24 protein-coding genes are annotated in these 24,893 nt (G+C 67.4%); 13 read left to right on the forward strand and 11 right to left on the reverse strand.

What is annotated here, in order from left to right; genetic code table 11:
* Positions 1–22: 22 nt before the first annotated feature.
* Entirely contained in the window at positions 23–2,182 is a 2,160-nt protein-coding gene (locus ACZY0X_RS21530) for an acyl-CoA dehydrogenase family protein (protein ID WP_463773241.1), read from the forward strand.
* A gap of 78 nt (positions 2,183–2,260) precedes the next feature.
* Here the strand turns inward: ACZY0X_RS21530 and ACZY0X_RS21535 are convergent, their stop codons facing one another.
* Positions 2,261–2,803 (reverse strand): hypothetical protein, encoded by a 543-nt coding sequence (locus tag ACZY0X_RS21535; RefSeq protein WP_463773242.1) that lies wholly within the window; start codon positions 2,801–2,803, stop codon positions 2,261–2,263.
* Between the two features lie 111 nt (positions 2,804–2,914).
* On the reverse strand, positions 2,915–3,979 hold the full coding sequence (locus tag ACZY0X_RS21540; RefSeq protein WP_463773243.1) for a 2Fe-2S iron-sulfur cluster-binding protein: 1,065 nt from the start codon (positions 3,977–3,979) through the stop codon (positions 2,915–2,917).
* A gap of 179 nt (positions 3,980–4,158) precedes the next feature.
* Between ACZY0X_RS21540 and hsaA the strand changes: the two genes are divergently transcribed.
* From hsaA to hsaB, 4 genes are read left to right on the forward strand one after another with little or no spacing between them, the layout of a single operon-like run.
* The gene (gene hsaA, locus ACZY0X_RS21545; protein ID WP_463773245.1) at positions 4,159–5,343 is read left to right on the forward strand and encodes a 3-hydroxy-9,10-secoandrosta-1,3,5(10)-triene-9,17-dione monooxygenase oxygenase subunit; all 1,185 of its coding nucleotides are present in this window, start codon (positions 4,159–4,161) and stop codon (positions 5,341–5,343) included.
* Positions 5,343–6,215, forward strand: a complete 873-nt coding sequence (hsaD, locus tag ACZY0X_RS21550) for a 4,5:9,10-diseco-3-hydroxy-5,9,17-trioxoandrosta-1(10),2-diene-4-oate hydrolase (RefSeq protein WP_463773246.1) — start codon at positions 5,343–5,345, stop codon at positions 6,213–6,215. The genes hsaA and hsaD overlap by 1 nt, the downstream gene beginning before the upstream one ends.
* Positions 6,216–6,218: 3 nt before the next feature.
* Positions 6,219–7,118, forward strand: coding sequence for an iron-dependent extradiol dioxygenase HsaC (hsaC, locus tag ACZY0X_RS21555; protein ID WP_463773248.1), 900 nt, complete (start codon positions 6,219–6,221; stop codon positions 7,116–7,118).
* Positions 7,119–7,126: 8 nt separating this feature from the next.
* Positions 7,127–7,693 (forward strand): 3-hydroxy-9,10-secoandrosta-1,3,5(10)-triene-9,17-dione monooxygenase reductase subunit, encoded by a 567-nt coding sequence (gene hsaB / locus ACZY0X_RS21560; RefSeq protein WP_463773249.1) that lies wholly within the window; start codon positions 7,127–7,129, stop codon positions 7,691–7,693.
* Here the strand turns inward: hsaB and ACZY0X_RS21565 are convergent.
* Genes ACZY0X_RS21565 through ACZY0X_RS21580 form a run of 4 tightly spaced genes read right to left on the reverse strand, consistent with a single transcriptional unit; the run spans position 7,690 to position 11,263 of the window.
* Positions 7,690–8,607 (reverse strand): Rv2253/PknI dimerization domain-containing protein, encoded by a 918-nt coding sequence (locus tag ACZY0X_RS21565; RefSeq protein WP_463773251.1) that lies wholly within the window; start codon positions 8,605–8,607, stop codon positions 7,690–7,692. The genes hsaB and ACZY0X_RS21565 overlap by 4 nt on opposite strands.
* Positions 8,604–9,548 (reverse strand): Rv2253/PknI dimerization domain-containing protein, encoded by a 945-nt coding sequence (locus ACZY0X_RS21570; RefSeq protein ID WP_463773252.1) that lies wholly within the window; start codon positions 9,546–9,548, stop codon positions 8,604–8,606. Before ACZY0X_RS21570 ends, ACZY0X_RS21565 begins: the two co-directional genes overlap by 4 nt.
* 11 nt (positions 9,549–9,559) lie before the next feature.
* Entirely contained in the window at positions 9,560–10,333 is a 774-nt protein-coding gene (locus ACZY0X_RS21575; RefSeq protein WP_463773254.1) for an alpha/beta hydrolase, read from the reverse strand.
* A gap of 9 nt (positions 10,334–10,342) precedes the next feature.
* Positions 10,343–11,263 (reverse strand): LysR family transcriptional regulator, encoded by a 921-nt coding sequence (locus tag ACZY0X_RS21580; protein ID WP_463773256.1) that lies wholly within the window; start codon positions 11,261–11,263, stop codon positions 10,343–10,345.
* A 108-nt stretch (positions 11,264–11,371) separates the two neighbouring features.
* Between ACZY0X_RS21580 and ACZY0X_RS21585 the strand changes: the two genes are divergently transcribed.
* Together ACZY0X_RS21585 and ACZY0X_RS21590 are read left to right on the forward strand one after the other, a co-directional pair.
* Positions 11,372–12,721 (forward strand): MFS transporter, encoded by a 1,350-nt coding sequence (locus ACZY0X_RS21585; RefSeq protein ID WP_463773258.1) that lies wholly within the window; start codon positions 11,372–11,374, stop codon positions 12,719–12,721.
* A complete protein-coding gene (locus ACZY0X_RS21590) occupies positions 12,721–13,467 on the forward strand; it encodes a 3-hydroxybutyrate dehydrogenase (protein WP_463773260.1) in 747 nt (248 codons plus the stop codon). Before ACZY0X_RS21585 ends, ACZY0X_RS21590 begins: the two co-directional genes overlap by 1 nt.
* Here the strand turns inward: ACZY0X_RS21590 and ACZY0X_RS21595 are convergent.
* Genes ACZY0X_RS21595 through fadD3 form a run of 5 tightly spaced genes read right to left on the reverse strand, consistent with a single transcriptional unit; the run spans position 13,464 to position 19,305 of the window.
* On the reverse strand, positions 13,464–14,633 hold the full coding sequence (locus ACZY0X_RS21595) for a pyridoxal phosphate-dependent aminotransferase (RefSeq protein WP_463773261.1): 1,170 nt from the start codon (positions 14,631–14,633) through the stop codon (positions 13,464–13,466). The genes ACZY0X_RS21590 and ACZY0X_RS21595 overlap by 4 nt on opposite strands.
* 10 nt (positions 14,634–14,643) lie before the next feature.
* Positions 14,644–15,585, reverse strand: a complete 942-nt coding sequence (gene ipdE2 / locus ACZY0X_RS21600) for an acyl-CoA dehydrogenase IpdE2 (protein WP_463773263.1) — start codon at positions 15,583–15,585, stop codon at positions 14,644–14,646.
* Positions 15,582–16,544, reverse strand: a complete 963-nt coding sequence (locus ACZY0X_RS21605) for an acyl-CoA dehydrogenase family protein (RefSeq protein WP_463773264.1) — start codon at positions 16,542–16,544, stop codon at positions 15,582–15,584. Before ACZY0X_RS21605 ends, ipdE2 begins: the two co-directional genes overlap by 4 nt.
* Before the next feature lie 2 nt (positions 16,545–16,546).
* On the reverse strand, positions 16,547–17,710 hold the full coding sequence (locus ACZY0X_RS21610; protein WP_463773266.1) for an acyl-CoA dehydrogenase family protein: 1,164 nt from the start codon (positions 17,708–17,710) through the stop codon (positions 16,547–16,549).
* Positions 17,710–19,305 (reverse strand): 3-((3aS,4S,7aS)-7a-methyl-1,5-dioxo-octahydro-1H-inden-4-yl)propanoate--CoA ligase FadD3, encoded by a 1,596-nt coding sequence (gene fadD3, locus ACZY0X_RS21615; RefSeq protein WP_463773267.1) that lies wholly within the window; start codon positions 19,303–19,305, stop codon positions 17,710–17,712. Before fadD3 ends, ACZY0X_RS21610 begins: the two co-directional genes overlap by 1 nt.
* 47 nt (positions 19,306–19,352) lie before the next feature.
* On the opposite strand from fadD3, the gene ipdE1 reads away from it, so the two are divergent.
* The 6 genes from ipdE1 (at position 19,353) to ACZY0X_RS21645 (ending at position 24,886) form a co-directional block, all read left to right on the forward strand.
* The gene (ipdE1, locus tag ACZY0X_RS21620) at positions 19,353–20,501 is read left to right on the forward strand and encodes an acyl-CoA dehydrogenase IpdE1 (protein ID WP_463773268.1); all 1,149 of its coding nucleotides are present in this window, start codon (positions 19,353–19,355) and stop codon (positions 20,499–20,501) included.
* Entirely contained in the window at positions 20,501–21,319 is an 819-nt protein-coding gene (gene ipdF, locus ACZY0X_RS21625; RefSeq protein ID WP_463773269.1) for a (5R,7aS)-5-hydroxy-7a-methyl-1-oxo-2,3,5,6,7,7a-hexahydro-1H-indene-carboxyl-CoA reductase, read from the forward strand. The genes ipdE1 and ipdF overlap by 1 nt, the downstream gene beginning before the upstream one ends.
* Positions 21,320–21,338: 19 nt before the next feature.
* Complete coding sequence (locus ACZY0X_RS21630) at positions 21,339–21,599, forward strand: hypothetical protein (RefSeq protein ID WP_463773271.1); 261 nt, start codon at positions 21,339–21,341, stop codon at positions 21,597–21,599.
* Between the two features lie 73 nt (positions 21,600–21,672).
* Complete coding sequence (locus tag ACZY0X_RS21635) at positions 21,673–22,338, forward strand: response regulator transcription factor (protein WP_463773272.1); 666 nt, start codon at positions 21,673–21,675, stop codon at positions 22,336–22,338.
* On the forward strand, positions 22,335–23,360 hold the full coding sequence (locus ACZY0X_RS21640; RefSeq protein ID WP_463773273.1) for a HAMP domain-containing sensor histidine kinase: 1,026 nt from the start codon (positions 22,335–22,337) through the stop codon (positions 23,358–23,360). Before ACZY0X_RS21635 ends, ACZY0X_RS21640 begins: the two co-directional genes overlap by 4 nt.
* A complete protein-coding gene (locus ACZY0X_RS21645) occupies positions 23,357–24,886 on the forward strand; it encodes a DUF4153 domain-containing protein (RefSeq protein WP_463773275.1) in 1,530 nt (509 codons plus the stop codon). The genes ACZY0X_RS21640 and ACZY0X_RS21645 overlap by 4 nt, the downstream gene beginning before the upstream one ends.
* Positions 24,887–24,893 lie beyond the last annotated feature (7 nt).

The following is a 24,893-nucleotide window of genomic DNA, read 5'->3' on the forward strand; positions in this document are numbered from 1 at the left end:
GCATAAGGCTAGGAGGCTCGAGATGGCTGCTTCTCTTGCGGCGGGAACCGCACCAGGCACCGACGAACAGTTTGCTGCGCGTGAACTCGTCCGGAGCTGGGCTGCGACATCCGGGTCGATCCCGGCGGTACGCGCCGTCGAGGAGGGCAGCCCCGACGCGTGGCGTGCCCCGTATCGGGGTCTGGCCGATCTCGGGCTCTTCGGTGTCGCGGTTGACGAGGAACGCGGTGGGGCCGGCGGCAGCATCGAGGACCTCGGCGCGATGGTCGCCGAGGCCGCCGCTGCGCTGGTGCCCGGTCCCGTCGTGACCACGGCGCTGGCCACCCTCGTGGTCACCGACGAGGCGCTGCTCGACGCGCTCGTCTCCGGTGAGCGCACGGCGGGTGTGGCGCTGCGCTCCGACATCACCTTCGATTCGGCGGCGGGCACCGCGACCGGTAGCGCCGCATTCGTGACCGGTGCGGAACCGGGCGGGGTGCTGATACTGCCCGCAGGCGATGGCTGGCTGGTGGTCGACGCGACCGCCACCGGTGTCACGGTCGAACCCCTGTCGGCCACCGACTTCTCCCGCCCACTGGCCCGTGTTGAACTGTCGGCTGCGCCGGCCTCGGTTATCGACATGCCGTATCAGCGGGTGGCCGATCTGACCGCGACGCTGCTGGCCGCCGAGGCAGCGGGCCTGTCGCGCTGGATGGTCGAGACCGCGACCGAGTACGCGAAGGTCCGCGAGCAGTTCGGCAAGCCCATTGGCAGCTTCCAGGCCGTCAAGCACATGTGCGCGGAGATGCTGCTGCGCTCCGAGCAGATCTCGACAGCGGCCGCCGACGCGGCGAGTGCCGTGTCGGATCCCGAGTCCGACCAGCTCTCGATCGCGGTCGCGGTCGCGTCGGCCGTCGGGATCGAGGCCGAGAAGGACAACGCGCGTGACTGCATCCAGGTGCTCGGCGGGATCGGCTTCACCTGGGAGCACGACGCCCACCTGTACCTGCGGCGGGCCTACGCCAACGCACAGTTCCTGGGCGGCAGGTCATTCTGGTTGCGGCGGTGCGCGCACCTGACGCGTGCCGGTGTGCGTCGGCACCTGCACGTCGATGTGAGCGGTGCCGAGGGCATCCGGGCGGAGGTCGCCGCGATTGCCGCCGATATCGCCGCCCTGCCGGCCGAGAAGCGCCAGGCCGCGCTCGCCGAGACCGGCCTGATGGCACCGCACTGGCCCAAGCCCTACGGCCGGGATGCGACTCCCGCCGAGCAATTGGTGATCGATCAGGAACTTGAGGCCGCCGGCGTGGTCCGGCCCGACATCTCGATCGGCTGGTGGGCCGCGCCGACGATCTTCGGCCACGGCAGCCCCGAGCAGATCGAGAGGTTCATTCCCGGCACGCTCAACGGTGACGTCTACTGGTGCCAGCTCTTCAGTGAGCCGGGTGCGGGTAGCGACCTTGCGGCGTTGCGTACCAAGGCCGTTCGCACTGACGGTGCGGACGCGAGGAGCAATGGTCAGTCGGGCTGGAAGCTGACCGGGCAGAAGGTCTGGACGTCGAACGCGCACCGCGCCGACTGGGGCATCTGCCTGGCCCGCACCAACCCCGACGTGCCCAAGCACAAGGGCATCACCTACTTCCTGGTTGACATGAAGTCGGCGGGCATCGACATCCGGCCGCTGCGCGAGATCACCGGCGAGGCACTGTTCAACGAGGTGTTCTTCGATGACCTGTTCGTCCCCGACGACATGGTGGTCGGACCCGTCGACGGCGGCTGGCCGCTGGCCCGCACCACGCTGGCCAACGAGCGTGTGGCGATCGCCGCCGGCGGTGCGCTCGACAAGGGTATGGAGCACCTGCTCGCCATGATCGGCGACGCCGAACTCGACCCGGTCGACGCGGACCGGCTCGGCGCACTGATCGTCCTGGCTCAGGTCGGCTCTCTGCTCGACCAGTTGATCGCGAAGATGGCCGTCGGCGGCCACGACCCGGGTGCACCGTCGAGCGTGCGCAAGTTGATCGGCGTGCGGTACCGGCAGCGGCTGGCCGAGGCGATCATGGACTCCGAACTGGGTGCGGGCATCGTGGATTCGCCCGACGTCCGCTACTTCCTCAACAGCCTGTGCCTGTCCATCGCGGGCGGCACCGAGCAGATCCTGCTCAACCTCGCCGGCGAGCGGTTACTGGGCCTGCCACGCTGACCCCGTTTCTCCCGCGAGCAGACGCAAAACTGCCCCTTTTCACGCGAAAAGGGGCAGTTTTGCGTCTGCTCGGCAGTCTCAGTAGGTGGTCTGCGCGCAGGCAGTCGGCGTGGTGAGGTTCACCGTGCCGTAGACCACCTGGATGTAGGAGCACACGATGTAGTCGGCGTCGGTCTTGGGCCGGCCGGTCGCCCAGTCGGTGGTGCGGGTGCTGCCGTGCAGCATGAACTTCTCCGGTGGGCCGCTGCCGGCGTAGACAGTCGCGAACTGAGTGTCGTTGATGGACTTGAACATCCGAGTGTTCGGCGCGTTGAAGTCCGAATCCATGTACATGTCGCGGTCCATCGACCGAATCGTGGTGCTCTGCTTGCCGTAGAAGTCCCACGGGAAGGGGATCGGCCCGTCGGGGCCGCGCAGGTTGGCCGCGGTGGTGAAGAAGCACCGATTCTCGGCGAGAACGCAATTGGCCGTCGTGTGCATCTCCAGCGTGACCACCGGATCGATGGGGATCGATGCCGTCGCACTGTTCTCCGCCGCGGCCGACACCGCCATCGGCGTGACGAGTGCCAGCGTCAGCCAGGACGCCGAGAACAAGGCAGCGCTGGTGGCGAGCCGCTTCATATTGTTCCTCACACATTCTCCCGAGTCGCTGCGCTCTGACCCGCGATCACTTCTTCCCGGGTCGCTGCGCTCCTGCCCGCCGATGCGGTCGGGCCCACGTTAGCCCGCGCTCTACTCGTCATAGGTGACTTCGACCGAATCGGATTTCGGGATCGCCTGGCAGCCCAGGATCAGGCCTTCCTCGAGATCGGATGCCTCGAGCACGTCATTGACCTCCATGTCCACCTCGCCGCTCTTCAACAGCACAGCGCACGCACCGCAGTGCCCCTCGCGGCAGGAGAACGGCGCGTCGAGGCCCTTGTCCAACAACACGTCGAGCAACTTGGCACTACGTGGCCAACGGATCTCATGGGTCTCGCCGTCGAGCGTCACCACGGCGGTGGCGGGGCCGCGGTCGTCGTCGTCGTCGGAGTCATCGATCACCACTGCCGCGAACGGGTCGGACTCCAGCGACTTGAACACCTCGACGTGGATCCGTTCGGGCGCGGTGCCCGCGGTGTTGAGCGCCTCCTGCGCGCCGGCCATGAACGGGCCGGGGCCGCAGATGAACGCCTCGTGGCCCACATACGGCGATACCAACGTGGCGAGCGCGGCCGCGGACGGCAGTCCCTGCACCGTCTCGAGCCAGTGCACGACCGTCAGCCGGTCGGGGTACTTGGCCGCCAGGTCGCGCAGCGCGCCGGCGAAGATCACCGACTTCTCGTCGCGGTTGGCGTAGACCAGCACCACCTTGCCTGAGCCCTCGGACAGCGCGGACTTGCAGATCGCCATCATCGGCGTGATGCCGCTGCCCGCGGCCATCAGGAGAAAGTCGGTGTCGAGCGTCTTGGGCACAAAGGTGCCCGACGGTGCGAGCACGTGGATGCGCATACCGGCGTGGGCGTTATCGCACAACCAGTGCGACGCGTATCCCCCGTCGGTGCGCTTGACGGTGACCGTGAGCGCGTCGTCGGTGTAGGGCGAGCTGCTCAGTGAGTAGCAGCGCGCCACCGACCCGGTGCGGTCACTGGGCACCCGCAGTGTGAGGAACTGGCCGGGCGCGTATCGCAGCCGGTCGGCCGGTACGTCGGCTCCATCCGGAGTCTTGAACACGAGTGATCGCGCATCCGCGGTCTCCTCGACGACGCCCGCCAACTCCAGTTCGAGCACGTGGTTGCCGAGTGGCTCGTCCGTCACGGTCCGTCCCCTCTCGTCACGTTGTATGGCCAGAACTAGAACATGTTACAAAAATGCGCTTCCGCAGGTCTAGCCGCCATGGATAGGCCCTACTCGACACAAATCGTAACGTGTTCTAATCTTGCGACTAGAGCTGGATACTCTAAATACCTAGCCCCGCCGATCCTGGAGGCAATTCAGTGACGTCCATTGAACAACGAGACGCGCAGTCGGTCCTAGACGGCATCGATGATTTGTTGCCGCGTATCGCCAAGCGGGCACAGGCGGCCGAGGATTTGCGCCGTCTTCCTGACGAGACCGTGGCCGATCTCGACGAGGTTGGCTTCTTCAAGCTTTTGCAGCCCGAGCAGTGGGGCGGCCTGCAGTGCGATCCGACCCTGTTCTACGAGGCGGCCCGCCGGCTCGCGAGCGCGTGTGGCTCGACCGGTTGGGTGAGTTCGATCATCGGTGTGCACAACTGGCACCTCGCGCTGTTCGATCAGCAGGCGCAGGACGAGGTCTGGGGCGAGGATCCGACGGTCCGCATCTCGTCCTCGTATGCCCCGATGGGTGCGGGCGTCGTCGTCGACGGCGGCTACCTGGTCAGCGGAGCCTGGCAGTGGTCGTCCGGTTGCGATCACGCCACCTGGGCGTTCCTCGGCGGTCCGGTGATCAAGGACGGCAAGCCGGTCGACTTCGGCAGCTTCCTGATTCCGCGCACCGACTACCGCATCGACGACGTCTGGAACGTCGTGGGCCTCAAGGGCACTGGCAGCAACAACGTCGTGGTCAAGGACGTGTTCGTGCCGTCGCACCGCTTCCTGTCCTACAAGGCGATGAACGACCGCACCGCAGGCGGCCTGGAGAACAACACCGCGCCGGTATACAAGATGCCTTGGGGCACTGTGCATCCCACCACCATCTCGGCTCCCATCATGGGAATGGCCTACGGCGCCTACGACGCTCACGTCGAGCATCAGGGCAAGCGCGTGCGCGCAGCGTTCGCGGGCGAGAAGTCCAAGGACGACCCGTTTGCCAAGGTGCGTATCGCCGAAGCTGCCAGTGACATCGACGCCGGGTGGCGTCAGCTGATCGGCAATGTCGGCGACGAGTACGCACTGCTCAAGGCGGACAAGGAGATTCCGTTCGAGCTGCGTGCCCGCGCCCGTCGCGACCAGGTGCGTGCCACCGCGCGTGCGATCTCCTCGATCGACAAGCTCTTCGAGGCATCCGGCGCCACGGCGTTGAGCGTCGATGCTCCGTTGCAGCGGTTCTGGCGTGACGCGCATGCCGGCCGTGTGCACGCGGCGAATGAGCCGGAGCGTGCCTACCTGATCTTCGGCAACGAGGCCTTCGGCCTGCCGCCGCAGGACACGATGGTCTGATGACTGCGGTAGACGAAGTCACGTTCGAGGCGACCTCGCGGTACGCGCAGGTGCGTGACGACATGCGCCTGCACTATCACGAAGCGGGCGTCAGCAACCGGGAGACCGGCGGAACAGTCGTGCTGCTGCACGGCGGTGGTCCCGGGGCGTCGAGCTGGTCGAACTTCTCCAAGAACATCGCCGTGCTGGCGCAGCACTTCCACGTGCTGGCCGTCGATCAACCCGGCTACGGCCACTCCGACAAGCACACCGAGCACGAGCAGTACAACCGGTACAGCGCCAACGCCCTGCTGGCTCTGTTCGATCAGCTGGGCATCGAACGTGCTGCCCTGGTGGGTAATTCGCTCGGTGGCGGCACCGCGGTGCGGTTCGCGCTGGACAACCCGAAGCGCGCCGGTCGGCTGGTGTTGATGGGCCCCGGAGGTCTGAGCGTGAACCTGTTCGCGCCCGACCCCACCGAGGGTGTGAAGTTGCTGGGCAAGTTCACCCATCAACCCACGCGCGAGAACATGGAGAAGTTCCTGCGCATCATGGTGTTCGACCAGAACCTGGTCACACCTGAACTCATCGACGAGCGTTTCGCGATCGCCAGCCAGCCCGACTCGCTCGCGGCGGCCAAGGCGATGGGCAAGTCGTTCGCGGGTGCTGACTTCGAACTCGGCATGATGTGGCGCGAGGTCTACAAGCTGCGTCAGCCCGTGCTACTGATCTGGGGACGCGAGGATCGCGTCAACCCGCTCGATGGTGCGCTGGTGGCGCTCAAGCAGATTCAGCGCGCTCAACTGCACGTGTTCGGTCAGTGTGGACACTGGGCACAGCTGGAGAAGTTCGACGAGTTCAACAAGCTGACGGTTGATTTTCTTGGGAGTTGAGCGATGAGCATCAAGTCACTTGGATACCTGCGCATCGAGGCCACCGACATATCGGCCTGGCGCGAGTACGGGCTGAAGGTCCTCGGCATGGTCGAGGGCTCCGGCTCCACTGACGGCGCGCTCTACCTGCGGATGGACGAGTTCCCGGCCCGCCTGGTCATCGTGCCTGGCGAGCACGACCGGCTGCTGGAGTCCGGCTGGGAAGCGGCGAACGCCGCAGACCTGCAGGAGATCCGCAAGCGTCTCGACCTCGAGGGCACGCCCTACAAGGAGGCGACCGCCGCCGAACTGGCCGAGCGTCGTGTCGACGAGATGATCGTCTTCGATGACCCGTCGGGCAACACGCTTGAGGTGTTTCACGGCGTGGCTCTCGAGCACCGGCGTCTGGTCAGTCCGTATGGCCATAAGTTCGTCACCGAGGAGCAGGGCCTTGGTCACGTCGTGTTGACCACCCGAGACGATGCCGAGACTCTGCACTTCTACCGCGATGTCCTCGGGTTCAGCCTGCGCGACTCGATGCGTCTGCCCCCGCAATTGGTCGGCCGTCCCGCCGACGGGCCGCCCGCTTGGCTGCGCTTCCTCGGGGTGAATCCTCGGCACCATAGTTTGGCGTTCATGCCGGGCGAAACCCCCAGCGGGATTGTCCATCTCATGGTCGAGGTGGGCAGCGCCGATGACGTCGGCCTGTGCCTGGACCGCGCGCTGCGCCGCAAGGTGAAGATGTCGGCGACTCTGGGTCGCCACGTCAACGACAAGATGCTGTCGTTCTACATGAAGACCCCCGGCGGGTTCGACATCGAGTTCGGTTGTGAGGGACTCGAGGTCGAAGACGACGGTTGGGTGGCCAGGGAGAGTACCGCGGTCAGCCTGTGGGGTCACGACTTCAGCGTCGGGTTCAAGTAGTCGATATCGTGACCGCCAACGAGATAGACCCGCGCACATTCCGTAGCGTGCTTGGCCAGTTCTGCACCGGCATCACGATCATCACCACGATGCACGAGGACGTGCCGGTGGGGTTCGCATGCCAGTCGTTCGCCGCACTGTCGCTGGATCCGCCGCTGGTGCTGTTCTGCCCGACCAAGGTCTCGCGGTCGTGGCAGGCCATCGAGGCCAGTGGAAAGTTCTGCGTCAACGTGCTGCACGAGAAGCAGAAGGACGTCTCCGCGCGGTTCGGCTCACGGGAGCCCGACAAGTTCGCCGGAATCGACTGGAGCCCCTCCGAACTCGGGTCACCACTGATCAAGGACACGCTGGCGCACATCGACTGCACGGTGGCGTCGGTCCATGACGGCGGTGACCACTTCGTCGTCTTCGGCTCGGTGCACTCGCTCTCGGAGGTGCCTAAGCGCAAGCCCCGACCGCTGCTGTTCTACCGCGGCGAGTACACCGGTATCGAACCCGACAAGAACACGCCCGCGCAGTGGCGTGACGATCTCGAGCAGTTCATCACCACCACCACTGCCGACACCTGGCTCTAGTCTCCGGTGCGCCGCAGTTCGAGGTCGAGATCGAAGGTGGAGTCACAGCCGCCTGTAACGACCTGATGTGCGCGGCCGGTCAGCGCCGGCAGTGGGTCCACCGGTGGTTCAGGTAGGTCGTATCTGCTGGTCGTGACGTAGCGGGACGTGGTCGTGCCAGGGCAGTCGGCGGGCAGTGGCGGTGTGGTTTCGGTCCACCGGCCATCGGCGAAGGTCAGGGCGAGCACCGCGTCGTTATCGCCCTGAAGCAGCGTCTGACAGCGTTCACCCGTTCGTAGGCAATGGGTTTCGCCGCGATAGTTCTCGATGGGAAACGTCGTGCCGGTGGGCCGATGGGTCTGGGAGTAGCTGTAGCTGCCACGCAACGCCGTCGCGGGAGAGGCCGTCCGGCGCGGGACGGTGTTCGGGTCGGCGAGTCGGATCCGCGGGTTGACGTCGGCGACCCGGGTGAGTTCGAGTGTGCGCTGACCGGTGCACGCGCCCACGGCGGCGGCCTCCTCGTATGTCCCGGTCAGTGTGCCGTCCGGCTTGGGTTCGAGGGAGATGACGGTCCACACCGCCGTGTCGAGCGGTTCACCGGTCGCCTGGGGAGTGCACTGGCCCGGGTCCTCGGCGACGGCCGTCCACCGACCGTCGAGGAAGTCGAAGACCTTGGTGCGGAACGGAACACCGTCGGTTCGGTTGGGGTCGACGATGGACACCGTCGCCACGCAGCGGTCGCCGTCGCACACCGAGCGAGCGATCCACGTATCCGCGCCGGTGCCCGGTACCTGAGACACGCTGTATGTGCCGTCGAAGGCCGGCGTGGGCTGTGCGGCGCCGGTGGCCGTGTCGATGCCGGTCTGCGAGGCCTGAGACGAACATCCGGCGATGAGCAGTGCGGCCACTGCGGCGCCGAGGATGCGGCGTCTCACGGTGCCCGTCCCGTGCCGTCCCCGACCCGGTCGAGGGTGACGTCAAGCGTCAGCGATCCGGGACAGTTCCCGGTCTGCGTGGTGCGTTGGGTGCCCGTCAGTTTGGGGATGGGGTCGGAGACTGGCTGGGGGAGCGCGAACTGTCCGGTGAGCGTCGATATCGCGGCGCCTCCGTCGGGGCATGTGGCGTCGAGGGGCGCGCTCGTCGAGGTCCACTGCCCCTGCGCGAATGTCATGACCAGGATGGCCTTCGAGTCGGGGTCGACGAGATAGGTCAGACACCGCTCGCCGGTGCGCAGGCATTGTGTGTTGCCGGAGTAGGTGGTCGGCGGATAGACCTGGCCGGAGCGGGGGTTGGTCTGCACCTGCCGGTACTCGCCCCACAGGGCAGCGGCGGGGGACGACTGCCGGGCGGGTTGTGTCGCGGGGTCGGTGACCTCGACGGCGGGATCGCCATCGCCCGTGCGCGACAGGGTGACGGTCTGCGTTGAGTTGTGGCACGCGCCGCCGACCGACGACCGGTTGGTGTACGTGCCGACCAGAGTCCCGTCGGGTTTGGGCGCCAGCACGTAGGTCTGCCAGCCCTGCACGGTGATCGACTCACCCTTGGAGTTGACACATTCCGATGGCACCTCGCCTACCGATACCCAGTGGCCGCCAACGAAGTCGAGAACCATGGCCGGCGGCCGGGGGTCACTAGAGGCGGCGGACCCAACCTCCGTGGCGGCGGCGACGCAGCCGGTGTCCCGGCACGTCGAGCGTGCGACCCACGTGACGGTGGCGGCGCTGTCGGGAATCACGTTGCCGCCCAGTGTGGTGCTGGGGCCGAACGCGGCGCTGAAGGTGCCGTTCAGCTCCGCTGCCGTGTCAACGCCGGCAGTCTCCGATGAGCAGGCTGCTGATATGCAGGTGAAGACGGCGACGGCTGCGGCGAGCGCCATGCCCGGCCGGTTCACGACCGGGTGTGCGCGATGACGAAGTCCGCGACCACCGCCGCGACTTCGCGGTGGGTGACGTCATTGAGGATGTCGTGGTGACCGCCGGGCAATTCCACCAGTTCGAGCCGTTCGATCTGCTCGGCGTATGCGCGCACCGCGCCGATGTCGGCGATCGGGTCGGACTCGCCGTGCACGGCCAGCGTCGGTATCGCCAGCGACGGTAGGTCGGCACCGAGTCTGTCCCACGCTCTGTCCAGCTCCCGGGTCAGCGTGGCCCCGTTGGCGTTGACGAACGCCAACGGGTCGTTCTCCAGCGAGTCCAGGTAGAAGGGGTCTGCCGATAGCCAGCTGGGATCGAGGTCGAATGAACTGTCGGCGTCCAGCATCTCGGCGATCGGGATCAGCGGGGCACCCGATATGACTGCGGCCCGGTACCGGGCGGGATTCTCGAGCACCCGAAAGAGCGTGACGATGGAGCCGAACGAGTGACCCGCGGCCACCAGCGGCAACCCGGGGCTGCTCTGCTCGGCCAGCTGCGTCAGCTCCTCGGCGAGCGCCGAGGACGCCTCGATGGAGCCGAAGTCGCCGCGCGTTCCCGGGGACAGCCCGTGTCCGAGCTGGTCGACGGCCCACACGTCGATTCCCTTGGCGTTCAGCGCGAATGCGTAGCGGTGGTACAGCCCGGTGTGTTCGCCGAATCCGTGCAGGAACACGACCGCGGCACTCGGTTCGGCGCTGGCCCAGTGCCGGTAGTAGACGCTTGGGCCATCGGTGTCGAGGAACGGCATGTCTGCACGCTAGGGCACGAGGCCCAGTAGCGCGTCGTGTTGGTCGGCCATGCGGGTGCGGATCGCGTCGAACACGGCGGCCACCTCGGGTCGGTGCATCGTCTCGGCGCGTGTGACGAGCCAGTACGACAGTTGCAGTGCGACGGTGTCGGGCAGCACGCGGACCAGATCGTCGTGACGGGCGGCCATGAAACAGGGCAGCAGGCCCAGGCCTGCGGACGCACGCGTCGCCTCGACGTGCACGAACACATTGGTGGAGGTGATGGACTCGCGCATACCGGGGGCGACGCTTCGGGCCAGGTCCAGATCGTCGACCTGCAGCATCGAATCGATGAAGTAGATCAGCGGGTGGCCCGTCAACTCGGCACGCGAGGCCGGAGCCCCGCGTCGGGCCAGATAGTCGCGTGACCCGTACAGGCCCAGGTGGTAGTCACCGAGTCGAATCGCCTGGGCGCGATGAACCTGCGGTTCACCGACCACCACCTCGAAGTCGAGGCCGGACCGCTGCTGTGTTGCGCGTCGCGTGGTGGCCACGATCTCGACCGCCACACCGGGATGGCGCCGTTGCACCTCGGCGATGGCAGGCGCGGCGATATAGGCGCTGAATCCGTCGGTCGCCGACATGCGCACCACGCCCTCGAGCACCGGCGGACTGGCCGGGTCCGCGGCCAGCGCGCGGACCGCGGACTCCACCGCCTCTGCGGCACCGAGCGCCTCACGCCCCCGATCAGTGAGTTCCCAGCCGCCGCCGACCCGCGCGAGTAGCCGGCCGCCGAGGGACTGCTCCAGCGCGGCGATGCGGCGCGCGATCGTGGTGTGGTTGACGCCGAGTTCGTCGGCGGCCTGGGTGTACCGACCGGATCGTCCGACCGCCAGCAGCACGAGTAAGTCATCGGCGCTGAGGCGTCGCTGTGGTGCGGGAGCTGGCATATCTGCATTTTCGCAGATTTATCCTGCAGTTTTGGGCATTGCCTCTGCCATGCGCCTGCATCAATACTCAGATGCGGTTGTGTGCCGCATCACAGGAGGAGTCATTCGATGACCAGCTCGATACCGACCGGCCTCAAGCGGGTGGTCGCCGCGTCGATGGCGGGCACCGTCGTCGAGTGGTACGAGTTCTTCCTCTACGGCACCGCTGCCACCCTGGTGTTCAGCAAGGTGTTCTTCTCGGAGACCACCAGTGAACTCAACGCGATCTTCCTCGCGTTCGCGACCTACGCCGTCGGCTTCGTCGCGCGCCCGCTCGGCGGCGTGGTGTTCGGCCACTACGGCGACAAGTTCGGCCGCAAGAAGCTGCTGCAGTTCTCGCTGCTTCTGGTCGGCGCGGCGACATTCCTGATGGGATGCCTGCCGACGTTCGGCCAGATCGGCTACTGGGCACCGGGGCTGCTCGTCGCGCTGCGGTTCATCCAGGGCTTCGCGGTCGGCGGCGAGTGGGGCGGCGCGATACTGCTGGTGGCCGAGCACAGCCCGAACAAGCAGCGCGGCTTCTGGGCCAGTTGGCCCCAGGCCGGTGTGCCCGTGGGCAACATGCTCGCGACCGTCGTGCTGCTGGTGCTCACCGCCACGCTGTCGGAGTCCTCGTTCCTGTCGTGGGGTTGGCGCGTGGCGTTCTGGCTGTCGGCGGTGGTGGTCCTCATCGGCTACTACATCCGCACCAAGGTCACCGACGCACCGATCTTCGTTGCGGCACAACAGGAGGCCGAGAAGATCAAGGCGACGTCGTTCAGTGTCGTCGAGGTGCTCAAGCGCTACCCGCGCGGTGTCTTCACCGCCATGGGCCTGCGGTTCGGCGAGAACATCATGTATTACCTGGTGGTCACGTTCTCGATCACCTATCTGAAGGTTCAGGTGGGCGCGGACACCAGCTCGATCCTGTGGTACCTCCTTGTCGCGCACGCGGTGCACTTCGCCGCCGTCCCCGTGGTCGGGTACCTGTCGGACCGGCTGGGACGGCGTCCCGTGTACATGGTGGGGGCGATCCTGGGCGGCACCTGGGGCTTCTTCGCCTTCCCGATGATGAACAGCGGCAACTTCGTGATCGTCACCACCGCGATCACACTCGGCCTGATCATCCATGCGTTCATGTACGCGCCGCAGCCGGCGATCATGGCGGAGATGTTCCCCACCCGGATGCGGTATTCGGGTGTCTCCCTTGGGTATCAGGTCACCTCGATCGTGGCGGGGTCGCTGGCGCCGCTCATCGCGGTGAAGCTGCTCGAGATCTACGGCTCCCCGGTGCCGATCTCGATATACCTGGCCGCGGCCTGCGCCATCACGCTGGTCGCGGTGCTGTTCACCAGGGAGACCAAGGGTATCGACCTGGAGTCTCTCGACATCGCCGACGCGGAGGCGGTGGCTTCCGAGCGCACCCGGGCCGGCGTGTGATGTCGGACCTGACGGGTCGTTCGGCGCTGGTCACCGGAGGGGCGAGCGGTATCGGTGCGGCATGTGCCCGCGAACTGGCCAGTAGGGGCGCGTCGGTGACCGTGGCCGACGTCGATGACGCGGCGGCCAAGACGCTTGCCGATGAGATAGGCGGAACCGCATGGGCGGTCGACCTTCTCGACGTCAAGGCGCTGGAGGATCTACAGCTGCAGGTGGACGTGCTGGTCAACAACGCCGGCGTGCAGACCGTCGAGGAGATCACCGCGTTCGACCCGGCGCGGTTTCGCTCCATGCTCGCACTGATGGTCGAGGCACCCTTCCTGCTGATTCGCGCGGCCCTGCCACACATGTACGCACAGCGCTTCGGCCGGATCGTCAACGTGTCCTCGGTGCACGGTCTGCGGGCATCGGAGTTCAAGGTCGCCTACGTCACCGCCAAACACGGTCTGGAGGGACTGTCCAAGGTCACGGCGTTGGAGGGCGGACCCCACGACGTCACCAGCAACTGTGTGAACCCGGGCTACGTGCGAACCCCGTTGGTGGCCAAGCAGATCACCGATCAGGCCCGGACCCACGGCATCACCGAGGATGAGGTGCTCAGCAAGGTGTTGCTCACCGAGAGCGCCATCAAGCGACTCGTGGAGCCCGAGGATGTCGCGGCGCTGGTGGGCTGGTTGGCCTCACCGAGTGCGGGCATGGTGACCGGCGCCTCGTACACGATGGACGGCGGCTGGAGCGCCCGCTAGCGCTGAGCTGCCAGCCAGGGGCCCATGCGGCGAAGCGACTCGGAGATGTCGGTGGCCGCGCCGGCGAAGGACAATCGGACGTAGGAGCCCCCGTGGACGGTGTCGAAGTCGATCCCCGGAGCGATCGCAACACCCGTGTCCGCCAACAGCTTCGCGCAGAAGGCCAGGGAGTCCGACGAGTAGTCGGAGATATCGGCGTACACGTAGAACGCGCCGTCGGCGGGTGCCAGCCGGCCCAACCCGATATCGGGTAACCCGGTCAGTAGCAGTTCCCGGTTCACCGCGTACTCATGGACCAGTGCGTCGGCCTCGGCGATCGCCGCAGGCGTGAACGCCGCGACGGCGGCCTTCTGCGGCAGCGTCGGCGGGCAGATCGAGAAGTTCCCGGTCAGACAGTCCACGGCGCGCAGTAGTGGTCGCGGGACCAGCAACCAACCGAGCCGCCAACCGGTCATCGCGAAGTACTTCGAGAAGCTGTTCACCACGATCGCGTCGCGCGATGTCTCCCACGCGCAACTCGTCTGCGGCGCACCGGGATACACCAAACCCTGGTAAATCTCATCGCTGATCAACTGCACACCCGAGGTCTCGCACCATGATGCGATCGCGGCCAGCTCGGTGGGCGGGATGACTGTGCCGGTCGGGTTGGCCGGGCTCGCGATCACGACACCCTTGATGGGTGGGCTGATCTCGGCGAGCATCTCGACCGTCGGCTGGAATCGGGTGTCGGGCCCGCATGGCACCTCAACCACCTCGCAGCCGAGCGCGGAGAGGATGTTGCGGTAACAGGGGTAGCCGGGGCTGGTCACGGCCACCCGGTCACCGACGTCGAAACAGGCCAGGAACGCGAGCAGGAAGCCACCCGAGGACCCTGTGGTGACGACGACCTCGTCGGGGTCCACCGCGACGCCGTACCGTGCGTCATACGATGCGGCGATCCCCTCGCGCAGTTCGGGGATGCCCATCGCGACGGTGTAGCCCAGGTTGTCCTGCGACAGGGCCCGCGCGGCCGCCTCGATGATCGGGCTGGGCGCCTTGGCGCTCGGCTGACCCGCTGACAGGTTCACCAGGTCGCCGTGCGCGCGTTGGCGCTCCGCGGCGGCCAGCCAGACGTCCATGACGTAGAACGGCGGTATCCCGGCTCGTAACGCGACGCGATTGCTCACCCGAGCCAGGCTAGAACAGGTCGGCCTCGAGCCGGCGCAGATGGTCTCGCGGCGGTCCGAGAAGCTGCGCGCTGCCGTGCGCACGCTTGAAGTACAGCTGGATGTCGTGCTCCCAGGTGATCGCGATGCCACCGTGCATCTGGACCGCCTCGGCGGCCACCGCGCTGAACGCCTCGCTGGCCGCGACACGTGCCAGCGCGGCCGAGGTCGGCGACGGATCGGCGATCGCGTCGTTGACCACCGCGCGTGCCGACTGCACCTTGACGTACATATCGGCCATCCGGTGCTTGAGCGCCTGGAAACTGCCGATGGGCCTGCCGAACTGCACCCGGTCCTTGGTGTACGCGACGGTCAAGTCCAGGCAGTGGGCCGCCGCGCCGATCTGCTCGGCGGCCAACAGGATGGCCGCGGTGTCCGCCAGCGCTGGGTTGGCGCCCAGCGGTGCGGTCTCCTGCGGTGCGAGCTTGGCCAACCTGCGCGTCGGGTCCATCGTCGTGATCGGCTCGGCAGTGAACGTCGTCCACCGCACCAGGGCGTCGCCGTCAACCGCGACCACCACGTCGGCCACGTCGCCGTTGACGACGTAGTCGGCATCGAACACCACGGCCCCGATGGACGTACCCTCCGCCAGCGCGCCCAGCACGTCGGTGTCGGGTTCGTCGGCGGCCAGCAGTGCCAGTTCGGTCAGCGTCGTGCCCAGTAGCGGTGTCGGCACCAGACGCCTGCCGAGTTCCTCGAGCACCACGGCCGCGTCACCGAGTTCGCCGCCAGCACCGCCCAGCTCCTCGGGCACCACCAGCGCGGCCGCGCCGACCTGCTCGCACAGCAGCTTCCAGAGTCCCTCGTCGTAGCCGCGCTCGGACGCCATTGCCGTACGGACGGCCTCGGGCGAGGCGTGCTTGTCGACCAGTGCGGCGACGGTGTCGCGCAACAGATCCCGCTCTTCACTCATGCGCTAGTCAGCCTCTCCAGTACCCGGTGGCGGTGCCACGTCGCGTCGCCCCACGCCGAGCGCAGCGCCTGCACGCGCAGCAGCAGCAGGGACAGGTCGTGCTCCTGGGTGAACCCGATGGCGCCGTGCGTCTGCAACGACGACCGTGCCGAGAGCAGGGCGGCATCCGACGCGGCGGCCTTCGCCGCGCTGACGTCACGCTCGGTGTCGGGCGAGGAGTCGGCCAGCGACAGTGCGGCGCCGTACACCAGGGGACGGGCCAGCTCGACGGCGATGTGCACGTCGGCCAACTTGTGTTTGATCGCCTGGTATGACCCGATCAGCCTGCCGAATTGGCTGCGCTGTTTGGCGTATGCCACCGATGCGTCCAGCATCGCCTGGCCCGCTCCGACCAGTTGGGCGGCCGTGATGAGCGCACCGAACTCGAAGGCGCGGGCGGTGTCGGCCTGCTGGGACTCGCCGCTCGCCGACACATCGAACAGGGTGCGGGCGGGGTCGACGGACTCGTGGGCCTGCCCTGCGATCCCGTCGCGGACGCCGCCGTCGTCGGCGACCAGGAGCAGGCCTGCCTTGTCCGCGTCGACGGCGCGCGGGGTGTGCGGAGCCATCGCGACCGTGGCGATCAGCGCACCCGAGGCCAGACCGGCCGCACGCTCGTCGTCGGCGAGGAGCACCGGCGCGACGGCGATGGACTCGGACACCGGTCCGGGAACACCCCAGTAGCCAAGACGTTCGGCGGCGACCACCAGATCGACCGGATGCGCGCCGATACCGTCGAAGCGCTCAGGCACGGCCAGTGCCGTCACGCCCAGGTCTGCCAGGGTCGCCCACACCTTGCGGCCGGGGTCAGCGTCGCCCGCCGACCAGGCCCGCACCGCGGCGGGTACGTCGGCCGCGCCGAGAGCCGCGTCGATGCTCGCGGCGAAATCGCGCTGCTGTTCGTCGATCTCGAAGTTCACAGTTACTGCCCCTTGCTCTCGCGAGGCAGACCCAGCAGCCGCTCGGCGATGATGTTGCGCTGAATCTCGTTGGTGCCCGCGTAAATCGGACCGCCCAACGCGAACAGCAGGCCCTCGGTCCAGTTGTAGCCTTCCTCCTCGCGTCCGGGGAAATCTGCCAGCTCGGCGTCGGGACCCCGCAGGTCCAGCGCGGTCTGGTGCAGCGCGACGTCCAGGTCGGACCAGAACACCTTGGTGACCGACGACTCGGCGCCGAGTTCGCCGCCACCGACCAGGCGCGTCACCGTGCCGAATGTGTGCAGCCGGTACGCCTGTGCCTTGATCCAGGCGTCGGCGACGCGCTCGGCGTATGCCGGATTGCGGTCGGACTTCCAGAGGTCGACGAGTCGCTCGGCCGGTGCGAGGAATCGAGCCGGGCTCCGCAGCGACATGCCGCGCTCATTGCTCGAGGTGCTCATGGCCGCGCGCCAGCCGTCGTTGACGCCGCCGATGACGTCCTCGTCGGGGACGAATACGTCGTCGAGGAAGACCTCGCCGAATCCGGTGTCACCACCGAGTTGGGCGATGGGCCGCACGGTGACGCCGTCGGCCTTTAGGTCGAACATGAAGTAGGTCAACCCCTTGTGCCGCTGGGCCTCGGGATCCGAGCGGAACAGGCCGAACGCCCTGTCGCCGAAGGGGGCCCGGGAGCTCCAGATCTTCTGACCGTTGAGCTTCCAGCCGCCGTCGGTTCTGGTGGCGGTGGACCGAAGGGATGCCAGGTCGCTGCCCGCTTCGGGCTCTGACCACGCCTGCGCCCAGATCTCCTCACCGCTGGCCATCTTGGGCAGGATTCGGTCCAGTTGCTCGGGCGTTCCGTGCGCGAACAGGGTCGGCGCCAGCATCGAGGTGCCATTGGCGCTGGCCCGGCCGGGTGCGCCCGCGCGGAAGTACTCCTCCTCGTAGACCACCCACTGCAACAGCGTGGCATCGCGGCCGCCGTACTTCTCGGGCCACGCGATGACCGACAGGCCCGCGTCGAACAGCACCCTGTCCCAGTGCCGGTGCTGCTCGAAGCCCTCGGCGATGTCGTAGGACTTGGTCGGGAAGTGCGCGGTGTTGGCGGCGAGGAAGTCGCGGACCTCGGCCCGGAACTCCTCGGTCGCTTCGTCGAACTGTAAGTCCATCAAATCATCTCTCGCAGTTGGGGTTTTACGACCTTGCCGCCGGCGTTGCGTGGAAGCGCGTTCACGAACGCGACAGCACGCGGCGTCTTGAAATTGGCCAGATGCTCGCGGGCGCGGGCGATCACGGTCTGTTCGTCGAGTTCGACACCCGGCTTCACCACGACGAACGCCTTGCCGACCTCGCCCATGCGCTCGTCGGGCACACCGATCACGGCGGCCTCGGCGACTCCGTCGATGCGGGCGAGCACCTGCTCGACCTCCGCCGGGTACACGTTGAAACCGCCGCTGATGTACATGTCCTTGAGGCGGTCGGTGATCCGCAGATTGCCTGCCTCGTCCAGGTTTCCGATATCCCCGGTGTGCAGCCAGCCGTCGGCGTCGATGGCTGCCGCGGTGGCCTCGGGGTCGTCGAGGTAGCCGAGCATGACGTTGGGTCCCCGCAGCAGCACCTCACCGGATGCTGGTTCGTCGCCGCCTGTTGGCGCCGCGTCGATCCGGAGTTCGAAGCCGGCGATGGGACGCCCGCTGGTGGTGGCGACCGTGACGGCGTCATCGTCGGATCGGCACATGGTGCCGAAACCGCTTGCCTCGGTCAGCCCATAGGCGGTCAGCACGATGTCGATATCGAGTTCGGACTGCATCCGTTCAATGAGGATCACCGGAATGGTGGCCGCCCCGGTCACGGCGAATCGCAGTGATGTCAGGTCGTACTCGGCGCGCTTGGGATGGTCGAGCAGCGTCTGGTAGATCGTCGGGGGGCCGGGCAGCACCGTGATGCGGTGCTCCTGCACCGCGCGCATCGCCCGCTCGGGGTCGAACGTCAACTGCGGGATGAGTGTCGCACCCCTCTGCAGGCAGGTCAGGATGCCTGCCTTGTAGCCGAAGTTGTGGAAGAAGGGGTTGATGCACAGGTAGCGGTCGTCGCTGGTGAGTTCGGCGCAGTCGGCCCAGGCCGCAGGCGCATCGAGCGACTGCCGGTGCGCGCACAGCACACCCTTGCTGCGGCCCGTGGTGCCCGAGGTGAACAGGATGTCGGACACGTCGTCGGGGCGAACGGCCGCCGCGCGGGCATCGGCCGCGGCGACGTCGGTGCCGCGCGCGATGAACGCGTCCCACGATGCGGCCGAGTCGACGTCACCGTCCTGCACGGGCACCCGCACAACGTGGTGTAGGTCGGGCAGGGCGCTCAGGTCGAGTTCGCCAACTCGGTCGGCGCCGAGGAACTCGCCCATGCCGATCAGCAGTGGCGCCTTGGTGCGGGCCAGGATGTCGGTGGCCTCACTGGCGGTGTAGCGGGTGTTCAGCGGTACGACGACCCCGCCTGCGTAGGTCGTGGCGAGGCTGGCGACGACCCAGTGCCAGGTGTTGGGTGACCAGATCGCCACGCAGTCTCCTGGGCCCACGCCGAGGGCGATCATCGCCGCCGCGGCTTGCCTGACCTCGTCCTTCAGGCCGGCGTAGGTGAGCACGCGATCGTCGGTGACGACGGCAGCGCGGTCGGGAAACTCGCCGGCTATCCGGTGCAGGGTTGCGGGGATGGTCCTGGGCTGCGAGGACTCCAAGTCGCTGCGCTCCTGCCCGCCAGGCGTCGTCATTGATGCTCCTCTAACAAAGCAAGTGCTTGGTAGGTTAGCCTACAAGAATGTTGGAAGTCGAGGAGTTCCGGACCGAGGTCCGGCAATGGCTCGCCGACAACTTGGTCGGTGAGTACGCGGCACTCAAGGGTCTGGGTGGGCCCGGACGTGAGCACGAGGCGTTCGAGGAACGGCGCGCCTGGAACCAGCATCTCGCGAAGGCGGGGCTGACGTGTCTGGGCTGGCCGGTGGAACACGGCGGTCGTGGGTTGTCGGTGGCGCACCGCGTTGCGTTCTACGAGGAGTACGCCAAGGCCGACGCGCCGGACAAGGTCAATCACTTCGGTGAGGAACTCCTGGGTCCGACGCTGATCGCCCACGGCACGCCCGAACAGCAGAAGCGCTTCCTGCCCAAGATTCTCGACGTCACCGAACTCTGGTCACAGGGCTACTCCGAGCCCGGTGCCGGTAGCGACCTCGCCAATGTGTCGACGTCGGCCGAGCTCGACGGCGACGCCTGGGTGATCAACGGGCAGAAGGTGTGGACGTCACTGGCGCACTGGGCGCAGTGGTGCTTCGTGATCGCCCGCACGGAGAAGGGCTCCAAGCGGCACGCCGGACTGTCCTACCTGCTGGTGCCTCTCGATCAGCCGGGGGTGGAGATCCGTCCGATCGTCCAGCTGACCGGCGACTCGGAGTTCAACGAGGTCTTCTTCGATGACGCCCGCACCGACGCCGCGCTGGTGGTGGGGGAGCCGGGCGACGGTTGGCGGGTCGCCATGGGCACCCTGACCTTCGAGCGTGGCGTCTCCACGCTCGGTCAGCAGATCCGTTACGCACGTGAGCTTTCCGGCCTGGTGGAGCTGGCCAAGCAGACCGGCGCGATCGACGATCCGCTGGTGCGGGAACGACTCACCCGGTCCTGGGCCGGTCTGCAGACCATGCGGTCCTACGCGCTGGCCACGATGGACGTCGAGCAGCCGGGTCAGGACAACGTGTCGAAGTTGTTGTGGGCCAACTGGCATCGCGAACTCGGCGAGATCGCGATGGACATTCAGGGGATGGCGGGCCTGGCGCTCGTCGGCGGCGAGTTCGACGAGTGGCAGCGGCTCTACCTCTTCTCCCGTTCGGACACGATTTACGGCGGTTCCAACGAGATTCAGCGAAACATCATCGCCGAGCGCGTGCTCGGCCTGCCACGAGAGGTCAAGGGCTAATGAGTCTGGCGGTTGCGCCCAAGGAGATCGACGGCCACGGATTGCTCAAGGGCAAGGTCGTGCTGGTGACGGCAGCCGCGGGAACCGGCATCGGTTCGACGACCGCACGGCGGGCGCTGCTGGAGGGCGCCGATGTCGTGGTGTCCGATTTCCACGAACGCCGCCTCGGTGAGACGCGCGACGAGCTGGCGGGTCTGGGCCTGGGCCGTGTCGACGCGGTGGTGTGTGACGTGACATCGACCGAGGCTGTCGACGCGCTGATCTCCACTGCCGTGGAGAAGATGGGCCGGCTCGACGTGCTGGTCAACAACGCGGGCCTGGGTGGGCAGACACCGGTCATCGATATGACCGACGACGAATGGGACCGCGTCGTCAACGTCACGCTCACCTCGGTGATGCGCGCGACCCGCGCGGCGCTGCGCTACTTCCGTGACGTGGACCACCGGAGCCGGGCCGCCGGCGACATCAGCCGGGGCGGAGTCATCGTCAACAACGCGAGTGTGTTGGGTTGGCGCGCACAGCACTCCCAGTCGCACTACGCGGCGGCCAAGGCCGGTGTGATGGCGCTGACCCGCTGCAGCGCAATCGAGGCCGTCGAGTTCGGCGTCCGCATCAACGCGGTGTCCCCGAGCATCGCGCGACACAAGTTCCTTGAGAAGACCAGCTCGACTGAACTGTTGGACCGGCTCGCCGGCGATGAGGCCTTCGGCAGGGCGGCCGAGCCATGGGAGATCGCGACCACTATCGCGTTTCTGGCCAGTGACTACTCCAGTTACCTGACCGGAGAGGTCATATCGGTATCCAGTCAGCGCGCGTGAGCCCCGTACGCTGGGCGGCGTGAAGCGACTGGCGTTGGCCCTGGCTGTGGTGGCGGTACTGACCGGATGCTCGGGCGCCAGCAACTCGGGCGGCCGCACAACATGCGCGGACTTCCTGGCAATGCGCACCGAGGACCAGGACGCGACCGTGGCCAGGTACCTGAAGGAGCGCGACGGCAAGAACTCGTCGACGGGTGACATCGTGTCCCAGCGATCCGCCTTCGCGAAGCTCTGCACGCCCGAGGACAAACAGGACGTCAAGATCGGCGACCTCGGCTGACGCCAGCCTTTCTCCACCGTATCTTCACAACTGCACCCCGGAAGCACCACACCAGGCACTTACAGTCTGGAGTGTGAAGCGAATCCTGGTGGTCGACGACGAGCCGACCATCCTGGCGGCGGTGGCCGCTCGCCTTCGTGCCGAGGAATTCCTGGTGGAAACCGCCGTCGACGGACCGTCTGCGGTAGCGATGGCTGCGGCGACCGATCCCGACCTGGTGGTGCTCGACGTCATGCTGCCCGGGTTCGACGGCCTGGAGGTGTGCCGGCGCATCCACGCCGTGCGCCCGACGCCGGTACTAATGCTCACGGCCCGCAGCGACGAGACCGACATGCTGGTGGGCCTGGGCATAGGGGCCGACGACTATCTGACCAAACCCTTCAGCATGCGCGAACTCGTCGCGCGCGTTCGTGTGTTGCTGCGCCGCGCGGATCGGACGAGCGAGACATCACCGGTCTCGGTCGGTGACTACCGAATCGACGTGCAGGCGCGTCGTGTTCACCGGGCCGATGAGGAAATCCACCTCACCAAGCTGGAATTCGACGTGCTGGCCTTCCTCGCGGGGAGGCCAAGGGCTGCGGTGCCCCGTGAGACGCTCCTGGAGCATGTCTGGGGCTGGGCCTCGGGGGTGGAGACCCGCACGGTGGACAGCCACGTGAAGGCATTGCGGCGCAAGCTCGGAGCGGAACTCATCCGCACGGTGCACGGCGTCGGCTACGCGCTGGAGCCGCCACGATGAGCGGGCTGGCCGCCGTATGGGACCGTCTGCCGCGCCCGTTGGACCCGTTCGCCTCGTTCAAGGTCAAGATGGGTCTGCTGGTTGTCAGCGCCATCACCCTTATCGCGTTCACGTTCCAGATCGGCGCGGGGTGGCAGCTCCGATACACGCTGCTCGCCGCGCTCGTCGTCTCGCTCGTCTTCACTCAGTTTCTCGCGCACGGGATGACCTCCCCGCTGCGTCAGATGACCGCGGCAGCCCGTGCCATGGCGCGGGGTGACTACAGCGTGCGTGTGCGCGCCACGTCCAGGGACGAGGTGGGACAGCTGGCTACGGCCTACAACCAGATGGCGGCCGATCTGGGTGCCGCCGACGAGTACCGGCGCGGGCTCATCGCCAATGTCTCGCATGAACTCCGGACACCCATCGCGGCGTTGCACGCGCTGCTGGAGAACGTCGTCGACGGTGTGGCAAAACCGGATGCCGAGACCATGCGGTTGGCGTTGTCGCAGACCGAGCGACTCGGCGAGCTGGTGACCAACCTGCTTGACCTGTCGCGGCTCGAGGGCGGTGCGATCTCGCTGCAGCAGGGCCCATTCCGAGTCGGCGAGTTTCTCGGCGAGGCGATCGCGCACGTCGCGGTGTCGACACCCGATGTCGAGATCGTGGTGCGGGTGTCGCCGCCGAACCTGATCGCCGTCGCGGACCCGGCGCGGCTTCGGCAGGTCGTCGTCAACCTGGTGGACAACGCGATTCGGCACAGTCCAGCTGGGGGTCGCGTGTCGGTCGACGCGAGTGCCGCCACGCTCACGGAACTGCGCCTGGAGGTGTGCGACGAGGGCCCGGGCATACCGGCTGCCGAACGTGAACGGTTGTTCCAGCGCTTCACCCGTGGTGCGACGTCGGCGGGAGGCACAGGCCTCGGGTTGGCGATCGCTCGGTGGGCGGCCGAACTGCACGGTGGCGCAGTCGAAGTCATGGACACCAGTACCGGCTGCCGCATAGCGGTCACCATCCCCCAGACGACCGAGGAGTTCATATGACCGTGCTGGTTCCTGGCCGGCAGGCAGCGCCATCCCCACCCCTGCCGCCGCTGCTGGGGCCCGCGCGCCCCGGCTACGGCGAGCCCGGCTGGACCGTCTGGCCGCACCGCGTGTGGCCCCTCGATCCGCTGGCGCGGGCGCCGCGCCGGCTCCTGGTGGCCGCCCTGGTGGTCGGCGCACTCGGTGCCGTGGTGTGGCGGCCGATGGTGCTGAGCATCGGCTACCTCGTCGTCGGCGTGCTGGTGTTCGGCGTGGTCTACGGCATCGGTGAGCGTCGGCCCGGTCGCGGCGATTGGCTGGGCATGGCGGTGACGCTCGCGCTGCTGTCGGTGCCGGCCGTGCTCGCGGCGGAGTGGCTCGGCGTGCTCTGCATCATGGCGGCATGGCTGGTCGGTTGGTGCACGCTAATCGGCGGTCGCACCTGGACCGCGGTGTTCGCGGCGCCTTTCGTGCCGTGGCTGCTGCCTGCCCGGTTGACTGGTTGGGTGCGACGGTCGGCGCCCGAGTTGGCGCCGCACGCGGTGGGTCGGGCGAAGTTGACCCGCGCCGCGGCCGTCGTCGGGATCACGGTGACGCTGGTGCTGGTGTTCGGTGGTCTGTTCACCGCTGCGGATCCCGCGTTCGCGCACCTGATCGACAACGTCATCCCCACTCTGGACCTCGACAGAGTCGTGCCGCGTGCTCTGGTGTTCGCGCTCGCCGCGGGATTCGTGCTCGGCGGTGGCTATCTTGTGCGCTTCGCGCCGCGGCTGGACGCCCTGGCGCCCGCGGCGATGCGACCCGTGCCGAGGTGGGAGTGGGCGGTGCCGCTGGGTGTGCTCGACGCGTTGTTCGTGGCGTTCGTAGCCGTACAGGCGACGGTCCTCTTCGGAGGCCACCGCCACGTCCTCGAAACCGAGGGGCTGACGTACGCCGAGTACGCGCGGCAGGGGTTCTGGCAGCTGCTCTGGGTCTCGGCGCTGACACTGCTGGTGATCTCCGTCGTCGTGCGGGTGGCGGCCCGCGTGACCGATGCCGACCGGCGGGTGTTGCGATTGCTTGTCGGGACGACGTGCGTCACCTCGGTGGTCGTGGTGATCTCGGCGATCCACCGAATGTGGCTCTATCAGGAGGCGTACGGCTTCAGCGTGCAGCGGCTAGTGGTCATCACGATCGAGGTGTGGCTCGGCGCGGTGTTCGTGCTGATTGCGCTCGCAGGCGTCGGCATGACGGCACGTTGGCTGCCGCGCGCGGTCCTGGTGTCCGGTGCCGTTGCGCTGCTCGGGCTGGCGGCGATCAACCCGGAGCGGCTGATCGCCGAGCGCAATATCGACCGCTATGAGCAGACGGGGCAGCTGGACGCCTCGTACCTGCTGTCGCTGTCATCGGATGCCGAGTCCGCGTTGGCCCGGCTGCCCGAGGCGATGCGGCAGTGCGCGGACTATCGCGCTGACGCGCCGGACGCGTGGTACGAGTTCAACCTGTCGCGGTGGCGCGCCAGCGGTGATGACCCGGCGACCGCCACCTGCCCGCAGTACGTCGAGTAGTTCGAGC

Source organism: Mycobacterium sp. IDUB_39, assembly GCF_055419205.1.